A 13,267-nucleotide genomic window follows, 5' to 3' on the forward strand; every position below is an offset into this window, starting at 1 on the left:
CGCCCGTTCCCGTGCTGACGTGCTCACGTGTCTACGGATTCACGCTTCCGGCGCGCTTACGCGAACGAGGTGTTCCCCGTCCCCAGACAGTTGTCGGTTCCGCCGCTGCAGACGCAACTGATCGGGCAGCGGTCGGCCGCCGTGGCGGCCTGCTCGTAGGAATCGAATTCGACGACGGGCTCACGCGTGAGTGCTCCACCTACCTGGCGCGGGGCCAGTGCGGACAGCGTCTCCATGACAACTCCCTTGTGCCTCGGGTGTGTTGAGTGTCCGGACCGCGCAAAGCTAGCAGTGCGCGATTGCGCGGGAAAAGAGAGCGTGCGCCACAAGACGTTGAATCTAGAATTCCGGATCGGCGAATCGGAGCCGGAAGACGGTGCCCGTGCCCTCCGCCCGTTCGGCCGTGAGGTCCGCGCCGTGCGCGCGGGCGATCTGCCGGGCCATCGCCAGACCGAGTCCGGAGCCGGGGAGGGCGCGCGCCGACTCGGCGCGGTAGAAGCGGTCGAAGACATGGGGGAGGTCCTCGGGCGCGATGCCGGGGCCGTGGTCCCGCACGGTCACCTCGGGCCCGGGCGCCAGGGCGATCTCCACGGGGCCGCCGGGCGGGGAGAACTTCGCCGCGTTGTCGAGCAGGTTGGAGAGCAGCCGCGCCAGTCGCGCCGGTACGCCCGGCACCTCGGCGCCCTCGGCCTCCGGCGCCACGTCGAGCCGGAACTCCGTCTCCGGCCAGTGCTCGCGGGCCGCGCCGACGGCGTGCCGGACCAGCCCGGCCAGCGGCACCCGCTCGACCAGCGGCCGCGGCTCCTCGTCGCGCGCCAGCTCGATCAGGTCGCCCACCAGCGCGGTGACCTCGCGGAGCTGACGGCCCAGCGCGCCCGCCGCGCGTTCGCGCTGGGCCGGGCTCAGCCGTTCGGCGCGGGCGAGGAGTTCGGTGTTGGTGCGCAGCGCGGTGAGCGGGGTGCGCAGCTCGTGGGAGGCGTCGGCGACGAGGCGGCGCTGCGCGGCGACGGACTGTTCGAGGGCCTCCAGCATCGTGTTGAAGCTCCGCGCGAGGCGGGTCAGTTCGTCCTCCCGCGCGGGCCCGTGCGCGGGCATCTCGACGCGCCGTCCGGGGTCCCGCGTCGCGGTGATCCGCTCGGCCGTCGCGGTCAGCCGGGCGACGGGCGCGAGCCCTGTGCGCGAGACCCAGTAGCCGAGCAGGGCCGCGAGCAGCACGCCCGCGCCGCCCACCCCGCCGAGCAGCAGCGCGGCCTGCCGTACGCCGTCCCGTACGGTGTCCGAGCGCAGCGCGACCTGGAGCGCGAGGCCGTCGCGGAGCTGGGTGGTGAGCATCCGCACCGGGTAGCCGTCGACGGTGATCTCGTTGTAGTACGCGGCCCGTTCGCCCGCCGCGACCTCCCGGGTGGCGTCGGTGACGGGCAGCCGGTAGCGGGTCGGGGACTTCGCTCCGGGGTCGGCGGCGACGACCTGGGCGCAGGCGGGCGCGGCGAGGTAGCGGCAGGAGTCGGAGAGGACGTCGGGGCGGTCCTCGTTGTCGCGGCTCTGCTGCTTGGCGAGCGTCGCGGACTGGGTGAGGTTCAGTTCGAGCTGGTGGATGAGCTCGTAGCGCAGCACGGCGTACGCGCCCGCGCAGACCCCGACGGCGACCAGCGCGACCGCGGCCGTGGCGGCCAGCGCGAGGCGGGTGCGCAGCGGAGCGCGGGGCCTCACCCGGGGCCTCACCCGGGGCCTCACGCGGGGTCCAGCCGGTAGCCGACGCCGTGCGCCGTGTGGACGAGGCGGGGCTCGCCGTCCGCCTCCAGTTTGCGGCGCAGATAGCCGACGTAGACGGCGAGGGAGTTGGAGTCGGGCCCGAAGTCCCGTCCCCAGACCTCCTCCAGCAGCACCTCGCGCGGCACGGTCTGGCCCGGGTGCCGCATCAGCAGCTCCAGCAGCGCGCACTCGGTCCTGCTGAACTCCAGCTTCCTGCCGCCCCGCCGCCCCGTACGGGTGGCGGGGTCCAGCTCCAGGTCGCCCAGGACCAGGGTGTCCCCGTCCGCGGGGGCAGGGCCGGTGCGGCGCAGCAGGGCGCGCAGCCGCGCGGTCAGCTCGTCCAGCGCGAAGGGCTTGACGAGGTAGTCGTCGGCGCCCGCGTCCAGCCCGTCCACGCGCTCGCTCACCGCGTCGAGCGCCGTGAGGACGAGGATGGGCGTACGGTCTCCGAGGGCGCGCAGCCTGCGGCAGACGGCGAGGCCGTCCAGGACCGGCATCCGCAGGTCCAGGACGAGCGCGTCGGGCTCCCAGCGCGCGACCAGGGTCAGCGCGGACTGCCCGTCGGCGGCCCCGCGCACCGCGTAGCCCTCGACGGTCAGCCCGTCGGCGACCGCGGCCCGCACCTCGGGGTCGTCGTCCACGACCAGCACTTTCGTCGGCATGCGACAAAGCCTGCCAAAGCGTGCTCTCATATCCCTCTTAGAAACCGCCGGCAACAGGGGAGGCCGCGATGAGGCCCGCGATGTCCGGCCGGACGGAGGCCGAGCGGCGGTTCACCGAGCAGCGCGGCCTGCTGCACGCCGTGGCCTACCGGGTGCTGGGCAGCGTCACCGAGGCCGAGGACACGGTGCAGGACGCCTGGCTGCGCTGGAGCCGCCTGGACGTCTCCACGGTGCGGGACGCCGAGGGCTATCTGGTCCGGGTGGTCACCCGGCTCGCGATCGACCGGCTGCGCAGCGCGCGCGTCCGGCGCGAGACCTACGTCGGGCCGTGGCTGCCCGAGCCGCTGCTGACCGGGCCGGACGTGGCCGAGCGCGTGGAGCTGGCCGACTCGGTCTCCACCGCGATGCTCCTCGTGCTGGAGTCCCTCTCGCCGCTGGAGCGCGCGGTGTTCGTGCTGAGCGAGGCGTTCGGCTACAGCCTTCCCGAGATCGCGCGCTGCGTGGGCCGCAGCGACGTGGCCGTACGGCAGCTCGCGCACCGGGCACGGCGCGCCGTCGCGGAGCGCCGCCGCCGGTACGACACGGACCAGGCCACCCGGCAGCGGGTCACCGAGCGGTTCCTCGCCGCCTGCGTCGGCGGCGACGTGGCGGCCCTGATGGAGGTGCTGGCGCCGGACGTGACGATGGTCAGCGACGGCGGCGGCCTCACCGGCGCCCCGCTCCGGCCCGTGCACGGCGCCGCGCGCGTGGCCCGCGCCGTCGCGGTCCTCGCCCGCCGCCGTCCGGAGGGCACGGCCGTGCGCGTGGTCCAGCTCAACGGCGGACCCGGGGTGGTCTTCTCCGCGGGCGGTACGCCCGTACTGGCGGCCGTCCCGCACCTGGTGGACGGCGCGGTCGCGGAGCTCCATGTGGTGACGGCCCCGCAGAAGCTGAGCGGCGTCACGGGGTGAGGCCGACCCCCGACCGGGCCTGCCCCCTCCTGTCCTCCCCCAAGCTCTTCGAGCAGGGAGGTGCCCCCAAGGCTGCGAACCGTGGGTGGTTGCTCGCGCAGTTCCCCGCGCCCCTGAGGCCTCAGGGGCGCGGGGAACTGCGCGACAAGCCACGACGCGGCCGCGGTCTGCAACGCACGGCACCGGGCAGTTCCTGCCCAGTCATGGGATGAGGGCGATCATCCCGTGTGACGCAGGTCATGCGGGGCGGCGTCACTCCCCGGGGTGCCGCCCCGTCCGTGGGGCGACCGATCAGCCGGTACCCGTACCCACGGAACGGAGACACCCGTGTTCGCGCTTCACCTCACCGTCTTCCTCATCGCCGCCGCCCTCGCGGGCTTCGGCGGCGTCCTCGGCCTCATCGACCACGAGATCCCCCGGCGCCAGGCCGGGGCCCTGGGGGTGCCCGAGTCCTGGACGCGCCTGACGGGGTCCCTGATGACGCTGGGCGCGCTGGGCCTGCTGGCCGGGCTCGCCGTGCCGCTGGCGGGCACGCTCGGCGCCGTCGGCCTCGTGCTGTACTTCGTCGCCGCCTACCTCGTCCACTTCCGGGCGCGGGACTGGGACCTGCTGCTGTGCACCGTGTACTTCCTGGCGTCCGTCGCGGCCCTCGCCGTGCACCTGGCCCGGCACGGGATGCCGGGGGCGTGGTCGCTGTGACGGGGAACCGCGTGGCTTAGAACCCTCTTAGAACGGCCCGCGAGCGTGCCGGGCATGCGGACACCGACAGACCCGCCGCCCGGCCGCCTCTCCGTCGTCATCGGCGCGGGCGGGACCGGAGGCCACATCTACCCCGGGCTCGCGCTCGCCGAGGCGCTGCTGCGGGCCGAGCCCGACGCCGCGATCTCGTTCCTCGGGACCGAACGCGGCCTGGAGACCCGGCTCGTCCCGGAGGCCGGATTCCGGCTGCACACCGTGGACATGATCCCCTTCGACCCGGCGCTCGGCGCCCGCCGCTATCTGCTGCCCGCCGCGCTGCTGCGCGCCGGTGCGCAGGCCAGGGCGGTGCTGCGGGACCAGCGCGCGCACCTCGCGGTCGGCATGGGCGGCTACGCGAGCGCCCCGGCCGTGCTCGGCGCCCGGATGGCCGGGCTGCCCAGCCTCGTGCACGAGTCCAACGCCGTGCCCGGCCGCGCCAACCGCTTCGCCGCGCGCCTCACCCCGCACCTCGCGCTCGCCTTCGACCGCGCCCGTGCCCATCTGCCGGGCGGGGAACGCGCGCTGACCGTCGGCATGCCGGTCGCCGCGCCGCTGGCCGCGCTCGGACGGCACCGCGAGGAGCTGCGCGCCCGCGCCCGCCACGAGCTGGGCGTACCGCCCGGTGCCCGCCTTGTCCTCGTGGCCGGCGGCAGCCTGGGCGCCGACCGGCTCACCCGCGCCGCCGTCGCCCTCGCCGGGCGCTGGCACCGGCAGGGCCGTACGGACGTCCACGTGCTGGTCAAGACCGGGCCCGCGGCGTACGAGGCGGCCCGCGAGCAACTGCCGCCCCCCGCCCGCGCCGTGCCCTACCTCGACCGGATGGACCTCGCCTACGCGGCGGCCGACGTCGTGGTCTGCCGCGCCGGTTCGGCGACCGTCGCCGAGCTGGCCACCACCGGCGTGCCCGCCGTCCTCGTCCCGTACCCGCACGCGCCCGGCGACCACCAGACGCACAACGCGCGCGTGCTCACCGAGGCGGGCGCCGGGCTGCTGCTGCCCGACGCGGAGACGACCGGCGACCGGCTCGCCGCGCTCCTCGACCCGCTGCTCGCCGACCCCGCGCGGCTCGCCGCGATGGGCGCAGCCGCCGACCCCGGCCCGCACGCGCGGGCCGCCGACCTGCTGGCCCACGAGGCGCTGCGCCTCGCGGGCCGCGTCCACCCCACCCCCGTGAAGGAGACAGCGTGAACGAGAACTTCTGGAACGGCCGTACGGTCCTGGTGACCGGCGCCGAGGGCTTCATCGGCAGCACCCTGACCGACCGCCTCGTGGAGCGCGGCGCCCGCGTACGGGCCCTGGTCCACTACAAGCCGTACGCCGAGAAAGGCCATCTCGCGCCGTACCTCGGTCGCGCCGACGGCCCTGTCACCCTCCTCGCGGGCGACGTGCGCGACCCCGGCCGGGTACGGGAGGCCGTCGCGGGCTGCGACACGGTCTTCCACCTCGCCGCGCTCATCGGCATCCCGTACAGCTACGCCTCGCCCGGCGCCTACGTCCAGACCAACGTCACCGGCACGGAGAACGTCCTGGAGGCGTGCCGCGAGGCGGGCGTACGGCGCGTGGTGCACACCTCCACGAGCGAGGTCTACGGAACCGCGCGCACCGCGCCCATCGCCGAGACGCACCCCCTCCAGCCCCAGTCGCCGTACTCGGCCTCGAAGATCGGCGCCGACATGCTGGCACTGTCCCACTGGCACGCCTTCGAACTGCCGGTGACGGTGGTACGCCCGTTCAACACGTACGGGCCCCGCCAGTCGGCGCGCGCCGTGATCCCCGCGATCCTCGCCCAGCTCCACTCCGGCGCCCGCGAGATCAAGCTCGGCTCTCTGACGCCGACCCGCGACTTCACGTACGTCACGGACACGGCGGACGGCTTCCTCGCCCTCGCGGAGTCCGAGCGTGCGCTGGGCGCGGCCGTCAACCTGGGCACGGGGGAGGAGATCTCGGTCGGCGACCTCGCCCGCGCCCTCATCTCCGCGGCGGGCTCGGACGCCGAGATCGTGACGGACCCCGCGCGCCTCCGCCCCACCGGAAGCGAGGTCCACCGCCTCCTCTCCGACAACTCCCTGGCCCACGAACTCTCGGGCTGGCGCCCGACCGTTCCCTTGCGAGAAGGGCTTGCCCGCACCTCGGACTGGGTCGCGAAGAACCTCCACCTCTTCGCCCCGGACCGCTACGCGGTCTGACGTCCGGACGGCAGCCCCGTCTGCCAGGTCCGCGCCGCCGGCCTCCGCGCCACGTCGTGGGCCGCTCGCGCAGTTCCCCGCGCCCCTATAGGGCAACCTCTTACGTCGGGGTGCCCCCTCAGGGGCGCGGGGAACTGCGCGAGCAACCGGCCACGGTCCGCAGGCGGCAGCGCGCCGCTGGGGGCAGACGCGCTGCCGGGTGCGGCTGCTCGCGGGCGGGCCGCGCAGTTCCCCGCGCCCCTGAGGGGCGCTTGAGCTGGGCGGTGTGGTGCCGCTCAGGCTTCTGCGCTGGCCGCGGCCAAGCCGTTGAGGAGGAGGGTCGTGAAGTTGCGGGCCCAGTCGGTGCCGATGCGTTCGGCGCTGATGAGCGCGCGGTGGACCACCGCGCCCGCGATCACGTCGAAGATCAGGTCGACGATTCGGCCGGGGTCCGGCGCAGCCGGGTCGTCCGGAGGGAGTTCGCCCCGCTCCTGTGCCCGGTAACGCCCCGCGAGGACAAGACGTTTCTGGCGTTCGACGATCGCCTCGCGGACGCGGACCCGTAGCGCGTCGTCGTACGTCGACTCGGCGATCACCGCCATCAGCGAGGTCTTCGTCTCGGGCCGTTCCAGGAGGGCCGCGAAGGAGAGGACGACGCTCTCGACGTCGGCGCGGAGGCTGCCGCGGTCGGGGAGTTCCAGCTCGTCGAAGAGGACGGCGACCGCGTCCACGACCAGTTCGCTCTTGCCCGCCCAGCGGCGGTAGAGGGTGGTCTTGGCGACCCCGGCGCGGGTCGCGACATGGCCCATGGTCAGCCTGCTCCAGCCCACTTCCACGAGCGCGGCGCGCGTCGCGTCGAGGATCGCGCGGTCCGCGGCCGCGCTGCGGGGGCGCCCGCGGCGGTGCGGGGTCGGTGCAGGCATGGCGCTGACCATACCGCCCGGTACGTACGGCACCAGGGGTCCGGGCCGTGAGGCGGATCACGCCCTTCCGCCCAGCGGAACCTTGCGGCGCGGGCGGGGCATCGAGATACGCTACGACCCGTAGCGGAATGGTCCCGAGGACGGCCGCTGCGGCAGCGACAACCACGCGCCGGGTGGGGACCCGGCAACCGTTGCACACACAGCCGCGCGCAGGGGGGAGACTGGTCTCATGCAGCCACGCAATATGTCCATGAGCGGAGTGGTCGACCTCGCCGCGGTGAAGGCGGCCGGAGAGGCCAAGCAGAAGGCGGAGCAGGCGCGCGCGCAGGCCGCCGAGGGGGGCGGTGCTCCGGCGCCCGCCGGCCTGGTGATCGATGTGGACGAGGCGGGCTTCGAGGCGGACGTGCTCCAGCGTTCGGCCGAGGTCCCGGTCGTCATCGACTTCTGGGCGGAGTGGTGCGAGCCGTGCAAGCAGCTCTCACCGCTCCTGGAGCGGATCACGAACGAGTACGCGGGCCGGGTGCTCCTCGCGAAGATCGACGTCGACAAGAACCAGATGCTGATGCAGCAGTTCGGCGTCCAGGGGATCCCGGCGGTCTTCGCGGTCGTGGCGGGGCAGGCCCTGCCGCTCTTCCAGGGCGCGGCGCCCCAGGAGCAGATCCGGGCCACGTTCGACCAGTTGATCCAGGTCGCCGAGGAGCGGTTCGGCATCACCGGTCTGCAGGGCGTGGTGCCGGAGGCCGAGGCGGGTGACGCCGAGGAGCCCGAGGTCCCGGAGGACCCGGTGCTGGCCGCCGCGCAGGAGGCGCTCGACTCGGGCGACCTGCCGGGCGCGGTCCAGGCGTACCGGAACAAGCTGGCGGACGAGCCGGGGAACGTCGAGGCGAAGGTCGGCCTCGCGATGGCGGAGCTGCTCGGCAGGGTCCAGGACATGGACGCCCGTCAGGTCCGCAAGGACGCGGCCGACCGGCCCGGTGACGTCGCGGCGCAGCTCAGGGTCGCGGACCTCGACATGTCCGGCGGCCACGTGGAGGACGCGTTCTCGCGGCTGCTCGACGCGGTCAAGGGCTCCGCGGGGGAGGACCGGGACGCCGCGCGGCTGCGGCTGCTGGAGCTGTTCGAGGTGATCGGCGGCGAGGATCCGCGCGTGGTGCAGGCCCGTTCGGCGCTGGCGCGCGCGCTTTTCTGATCTGTTCCTGACCTGCCCGTACCGGCGGTCACCCGCACGCCACCACTCATTGATTTAGCGACAACGGCGACCGCGTTTTGCCAAAACTTGGCAATCGCGGTCGCCGTTACTCGTAGTAAGCGGAACCGGGAATTTCATCCCCCGATGTCCGAGTGGTCCGTCGGTTTTCTGGCCAAGGCTCGCGACCCTCGGTGTCCGTCCGATGCCGTTCGGACGCGCTGGGGTTATCCGGCCGTTACTCGTAAGTAACGAACCCCCTTGTGCGCGGGCTCCAGATGCACCACGATCGGCCAAGCTCGGTCCATGGCAGCGCAGCCCGACACCCACTCGGCGCCAGCGGCCCCTGGGTCCCCACCGGGCCGGACAGGGGGGTCTTCGCCGACCGCGGAGCCTGTCCGCACAAAATGCAAGGTTGCGCGAGAGCGTGGCCAGTGGTTGTCGCTCGGGGGTGATCGCCGACAGCCCGGACGTGGCACAGGACGGGGCACGATTCCGGCGACGGCGCTCTCCTTCCCGAGGACGTAGCACTTCTCCCTCCCCGGCCCGCGCGGCCGGGAGGTACCCCCACGGCAGGGTCGGACCCGCGAACTCCGGGTCGCCAGGCCGGAGATGTACGTCCGAGAAGGAGGAAAGTCATGGAGTCCCTGGCTCGTGGCGGGACCAGATGGAAGCGGTTCGCCGTCGTCATGGTGCCGAGCGTGGCGGCGACCGCCGCGATCGGTGTCGCCCTCTCGCAGGGTGCGCTGGCGGCGTCGTTCAGCGTCTCCGGCCAGCAGTTCAAGGTCACCGCCGACAAGCTCGACGGACAGGGCTTCGTTCAGTACGGCGCGGTGGACACGAACAAGTCGGGCCAGAAGCCCGTCGCCGTCGTCGGCATGAACTCGGCGAAGATCACCAACCTTTGCCAGTCGGTCGTCGTGCCGGTGCCGGTCTTCGGCGACGTCTCGATGAAGCTGACCGCCGGCAAGGCGGGCGGCCCGCGCGTCGAGGCCAAGAAGCTCTACATCGACGCCGATGAGCTGAAGACCAACGCGACGTTCAACAACATCGACATCGGTGTCTCGGTAGACAAGACGACCAAGGGTCCGGGTCCCCACCAGGGTGACAAGTACCTGAAGGACTCGTTCGCCCAGCAGGCGGAGAGCGTCGCGTTCACCGACGTCAAGCAGCGCGCGTGGGCCACCACCGCGGGCACGTTCAAGCTCAGCGGCCTGAACATGGCCGTCAAGAAGGGCAAGAGCGAGTGCTACTGACGGCCCGTAGCGGTCGCTGACGGACCAGCCACGGCGCGGGGCGGCGGCACGGCTGCGCCGCACGCCCCGCACCGGGTCCGTACGGACCGCTCCACCTCAGCAAGATGTTTGTGCCAGTCCCGAGGAGCTGTACCCCCATGAGCGCCGACACGCAGAGTGTGATGACCGGATTCGGCCAGAAGCGCAGTGCCTTCCGGGACTGGCGCGGACGCCGCCCGTTCTGGGGCGGGCTGCTCACGCTGCTCGCGGGCATCCCGATCATGTACATCCCCTACCAGAACCTCACTCTGGGCTCCCTGACGATCCGGATGTCGACGACTGCGGGCGCGGGCTCGCTGATCATCGGCGTGCTGCTGGTCGTCCTCGGCATCACCATGTGGTTCCAGCCCCAGTCACGGGTGTTCGCGGGTGTCGCGGCCATCCTGCTGTCGCTGGTCTCCCTGGTCGTCTCGAACATCGGCGCCTTCCTCATCGGCTTCCTGCTCGGCCTTCTCGGCGGCGCGCTCGGCGTCTCCTGGGTCCCGGGCAAGCCGTCGGCGGCCACGCCGCAGGTGGCGGAGTCCACGGCGGATCCCGTGGCGGACCCCGTGGCGGAGCCCGCAGTGAAGGACGAGCCGCGCGACGTTCCCGCGCAGAGCGGGCCGCCGGCGACGGAGCACACAGCGAGCGCGAACGACGCGAACGACCCGAACGCGAACGGGAGGCAGCACCGTGCCGGCTGACAAGGCCCAGGGCCGTGGAAGATCGGGGCCGCGGCACGCGGCGCCGCGCAAGCCCCTGTTGACCCGGCTGAACATCCCCGCCGGGAAGGCCGTCGCCGTGGCGGCCGTTCCGACGGCCATGCTCGTGGGCATGGGGTTCACCCCTCAGCTCGCCCAGGCCAAGCCGCTCCCCAAGAACCCCTTCAAGGGCGACGCCTGTGTCTCCGCTCCCGACAAGGAGGAGACCGAGGCCGAGCAGGAGAAGCGCGAGGAGCGGGCCGAGAAGCTCAAGCGCGACCTCAAGAAGGAACAGGCCGAGAGGGACAAGGCCGCGAAGGAGAAGGGCTCCGGGGACGCCGGGGGTGCCGGTGACGCCGGTGACGCCGACAAGTCCCAGCCCTCCGACGGCGCGGACAAGCCCGCGCCGGACCCGGAGAAGCCCTCGACGCCCCCGTCGGGCGGCGGTGGCGGCGACGCCGAGAAGCCCTCGACGCCCGCGCCGGACCCCTCCGAGTCCGAGGACGAGGAGAACCCCTGGTACGACCCGCTGGGCGTGGGCAAGAAGATCGAGGACGCCTTCACTCCCAAGGACGAGAAGGAGAAGGAGGATCCGGCGAAGCCCGCGCCCGAGGACGGCGCGAAGCCGGACCCCGAGCCCTCACCCTCGGAGCCCTCCGAGCCGTCCAAGCCCTCCAAGCCCTCCACGCCGAAGCCCCCGTCCTCCGAGGACGGCGGGGACGAGGCGGACAGCCCCGCCAAGGACCGTGCCGGGAAGGGCGACAAGGCCGGTGACGCGGCGCAGGACGCCATCGAGAAGGCCGAGAAGAGGGCCAAGGCCAAGGAGAAGGCCGAGGACGACAAGGACAAGCCCGGCGCCAACGAGCAGGGCAAGAACGGCAAGGCCCGCGCGTACGACGCCGACAAGGACGCGGGGAAGCCCTTCCCGTGCCCGGAGAAGGGCGACTACGCGGGCAAGGGCGAGCAGACGCCGGCCACGATCCCGAACCAGCCCTGGTACCTCAAGGCCTCCTCGCTCACGCTGAAGGGCGCGAGCTACAAGGGCATCGTCGAGATCACGATGGCCAACGGCAAGACGAAGAAGGCCCTCAAGTACACGGCCGACGAGCTGGACATCGGCGACATGCACCAGACGGTGAAGGGCCCGGACAGCAAGACCACGCACGTGAAGGCCGCGGACGGCTCGACGTCGACCATCCGGGGCGGTCAGGTGACGATGTACACGGAGGAGCTGAAGGGCAAGCTCTTCGGGCTGATCCCGATGACGTTCAGCCCCGAGAGCCCGCCGCCGCTCGACCTGCCGTTCATCTACCTCACGGATGTGGAGGTGCGGCAGTCGGCGCAGTTCGGCGGCAACCTCACCGTCCCCGGGCTGCACACGTACCTGACGGACTGAGGAAACAGCGGACCGGGCAGCGCCCGTACAGACTCCGGGAGGGCCGACGACGGCGTCGGCCCTCCCGGCTTTTCGTGCGTTACGGCTCCGCTCAGCCGTTCTCGTTGCCCAGGTGGTGGACGCGGACCATGTTGGTCGTGCCCGGGACGCCGGGGGGCGAGCCCGCCGTGATGATCATGGTGTCGCCCTCGTCGTAGCGCTGGAGCTTGAACAGCTCGGCGTCGACCAGGTCGACCATCGCGTCGGTGTTGTCGACGTGCGGGACGACCATGGTCTCGACGCCCCAGGTCAGGGTGAGCTGGTTGCGCGTCGAGGGGTCGGTCGTGAAGGCGAGGATCGGCTGGCAGACCCGGTAGCGGGAGAGGCGGCGGGCCGTGTCGCCGGACTTGGTGAAGGCGACGAGGGCCTTGCCGTCGAGGAAGTCCGCCATCTCGCAGGCCGCGCGGGCGACCGAGCCGCCCTGGGTGCGGGGCTTCTTGCCGGGCGCCAGCGGCTGGAGGCCGCGGCTGAGCAGCTCGACCTCGGCCGCCTCGACGATCTTCGACATGGTCTTGACCGTCTCGATCGGGTACTGCCCCACCGAGGACTCGGCGGAGAGCATCACCGCGTCGGCGCCGTCCAGGATCGCGTTGGCGACGTCGCTCGCCTCGGCGCGCGTGGGGCGGGAGTTGGTGATCATCGACTCCATCATCTGGGTCGCGACGATCACCGGCTTGGCGTTCCTGCGGCACAGGTCCACGAGCTTCTTCTGGACCATCGGGACCTTCTCCAGCGGGTACTCCACCGCCAGGTCGCCGCGCGCCACCATCACGCCGTCGAAGGCCGCGACGACGTCCTCCATGTTGGCCACGGCCTGCGGCTTCTCGACCTTCGCGATCACCGGGACGCGGCGGCCGACCTCGTCCATGACCTTGTGCACGTCGCGGACGTCGCCCGCGTCGCGGACGAAGGAGAGCGCGACCATGTCGCAGCCGAGCCGGAGCGAGAAGCGCAGGTCCTCGATGTCCTTCTCGGAGAGCGCCGGGACGTTCACGGCCGCGCCGGGCAGGTTGATGCCCTTGTGGTCCGAGATGACGCCGCCCTCGATCACGATCGTACGGACGCGGGGGCCCTCGACCTCGACGACCTGGAGCGCCACGTTCCCGTCGTTGATCAGTACGGAGTCGCCCTTGGTGACGTCGCCGGGCAGGCCCTTGTAGGTCGTGCCGCAGATGGTCTTGTCACCCGCGACGTCCTCCGTCGTGATGGTGAACTCCTCGCCGCGCACCAGCTCGACGGGGCCCTCGGCGAAGGTCTCCAGGCGGATCTTCGGGCCCTGGAGGTCCGCGAGCACGCCGACGGCGCGGCCCGTCTCCTCGGTGGCCTTACGGAGGCGGTGGTACCGCTCCTCGTGCTCCCCGTGGGAACCGTGGCTCATGTTGAAACGGGCCACGTTCATCCCGGCCTCGATCAGCGTCTTGAGCTGCTCGTGGGAGTCGACGGCGGGGCCAAGGGTGCAGACGATTTTGGAACGGCGCATG

13 protein-coding genes are annotated in these 13,267 nt (G+C 72.5%); 8 read left to right on the forward strand and 5 right to left on the reverse strand.

What is annotated here, in order from left to right; all coding sequences use genetic code 11:
• Nucleotides 1-56 precede the first annotated feature (56 nt).
• From ACGF3A_RS05730 to ACGF3A_RS05740, 3 genes are all read right to left on the reverse strand, one after another.
• Nucleotides 57-236 (reverse strand): hypothetical protein, encoded by a 180-nt coding sequence (locus ACGF3A_RS05730; RefSeq protein WP_393726094.1) that lies wholly within the window; start codon nt 234-236, stop codon nt 57-59.
• Between the two features lie 103 nt (nt 237-339).
• The gene (locus ACGF3A_RS05735; RefSeq protein ID WP_393726096.1) at nt 340-1,710 is read right to left on the reverse strand and encodes a sensor histidine kinase; all 1,371 of its coding nucleotides are present in this window, start codon (nt 1,708-1,710) and stop codon (nt 340-342) included.
• Between the two features lie 20 nt (nt 1,711-1,730).
• A complete protein-coding gene (locus ACGF3A_RS05740; RefSeq protein ID WP_393726098.1) occupies nt 1,731-2,414 on the reverse strand; it encodes a response regulator transcription factor in 684 nt (227 codons plus the stop codon).
• Between the two features lie 68 nt (nt 2,415-2,482).
• Between ACGF3A_RS05740 and ACGF3A_RS05745 the strand changes: the two genes are divergently transcribed.
• From ACGF3A_RS05745 to ACGF3A_RS05760, 4 genes are all read left to right on the forward strand, one after another.
• Nucleotides 2,483-3,364, forward strand: coding sequence for an RNA polymerase sigma-70 factor (locus ACGF3A_RS05745; RefSeq protein WP_393726100.1), 882 nt, complete (start codon nt 2,483-2,485; stop codon nt 3,362-3,364).
• A gap of 327 nt (nt 3,365-3,691) precedes the next feature.
• Nucleotides 3,692-4,063 carry a DoxX family protein gene (locus tag ACGF3A_RS05750; protein ID WP_393726102.1) on the forward strand — a complete coding sequence of 124 codons (372 nt, stop codon included), beginning with the start codon at nt 3,692-3,694 and terminating at the stop codon, nt 4,061-4,063.
• Nucleotides 4,064-4,117: 54 nt separating this feature from the next.
• The gene (locus ACGF3A_RS05755) at nt 4,118-5,290 is read left to right on the forward strand and encodes a glycosyltransferase (protein WP_393726104.1); all 1,173 of its coding nucleotides are present in this window, start codon (nt 4,118-4,120) and stop codon (nt 5,288-5,290) included.
• Nucleotides 5,287-6,288 carry an SDR family NAD(P)-dependent oxidoreductase gene (locus tag ACGF3A_RS05760; RefSeq protein WP_393726106.1) on the forward strand — a complete coding sequence of 334 codons (1,002 nt, stop codon included), beginning with the start codon at nt 5,287-5,289 and terminating at the stop codon, nt 6,286-6,288. The genes ACGF3A_RS05755 and ACGF3A_RS05760 overlap by 4 nt, the downstream gene beginning before the upstream one ends.
• A 275-nt stretch (nt 6,289-6,563) precedes the next feature.
• On the opposite strand, the gene ACGF3A_RS05765 is transcribed toward ACGF3A_RS05760, so the two are convergent.
• A complete protein-coding gene (locus ACGF3A_RS05765) occupies nt 6,564-7,190 on the reverse strand; it encodes a TetR/AcrR family transcriptional regulator (protein ID WP_393726108.1) in 627 nt (208 codons plus the stop codon).
• Nucleotides 7,191-7,419: 229 nt separating this feature from the next.
• On the opposite strand from ACGF3A_RS05765, the gene ACGF3A_RS05770 reads away from it, so the two are divergent.
• The 4 genes from ACGF3A_RS05770 to ACGF3A_RS05785 all read left to right on the forward strand — a co-directional run bounded on the left by ACGF3A_RS05770 (nt 7,420) and on the right by ACGF3A_RS05785 (nt 11,747).
• Nucleotides 7,420-8,379: a tetratricopeptide repeat protein gene (locus tag ACGF3A_RS05770; protein ID WP_393726110.1), complete on the forward strand. Its 960-nt coding sequence runs from the start codon at nt 7,420-7,422 to the stop codon at nt 8,377-8,379.
• Between the two features lie 635 nt (nt 8,380-9,014).
• A complete protein-coding gene (locus ACGF3A_RS05775; RefSeq protein ID WP_393726112.1) occupies nt 9,015-9,632 on the forward strand; it encodes a DUF6230 family protein in 618 nt (205 codons plus the stop codon).
• Nucleotides 9,633-9,769: 137 nt separating this feature from the next.
• Nucleotides 9,770-10,354, forward strand: a complete 585-nt coding sequence (locus ACGF3A_RS05780) for a DUF6114 domain-containing protein (RefSeq protein ID WP_393726113.1) — start codon at nt 9,770-9,772, stop codon at nt 10,352-10,354.
• Nucleotides 10,344-11,747: a hypothetical protein gene (locus ACGF3A_RS05785; protein ID WP_393726115.1), complete on the forward strand. Its 1,404-nt coding sequence runs from the start codon at nt 10,344-10,346 to the stop codon at nt 11,745-11,747. The genes ACGF3A_RS05780 and ACGF3A_RS05785 overlap by 11 nt, the downstream gene beginning before the upstream one ends.
• Before the next feature lie 91 nt (nt 11,748-11,838).
• Here ACGF3A_RS05785 and pyk read toward each other — a convergent pair whose 3' ends face one another.
• A complete protein-coding gene (gene pyk / locus ACGF3A_RS05790; protein ID WP_393726117.1) occupies nt 11,839-13,266 on the reverse strand; it encodes a pyruvate kinase in 1,428 nt (475 codons plus the stop codon).
• Nucleotide 13,267: the final 1 nt, after the last annotated feature.

The sequence above is a fragment of the Streptomyces sp. NPDC048172 genome (assembly GCF_043202595.1).
Classification (GTDB): domain Bacteria; phylum Actinomycetota; class Actinomycetes; order Streptomycetales; family Streptomycetaceae; genus Streptomyces.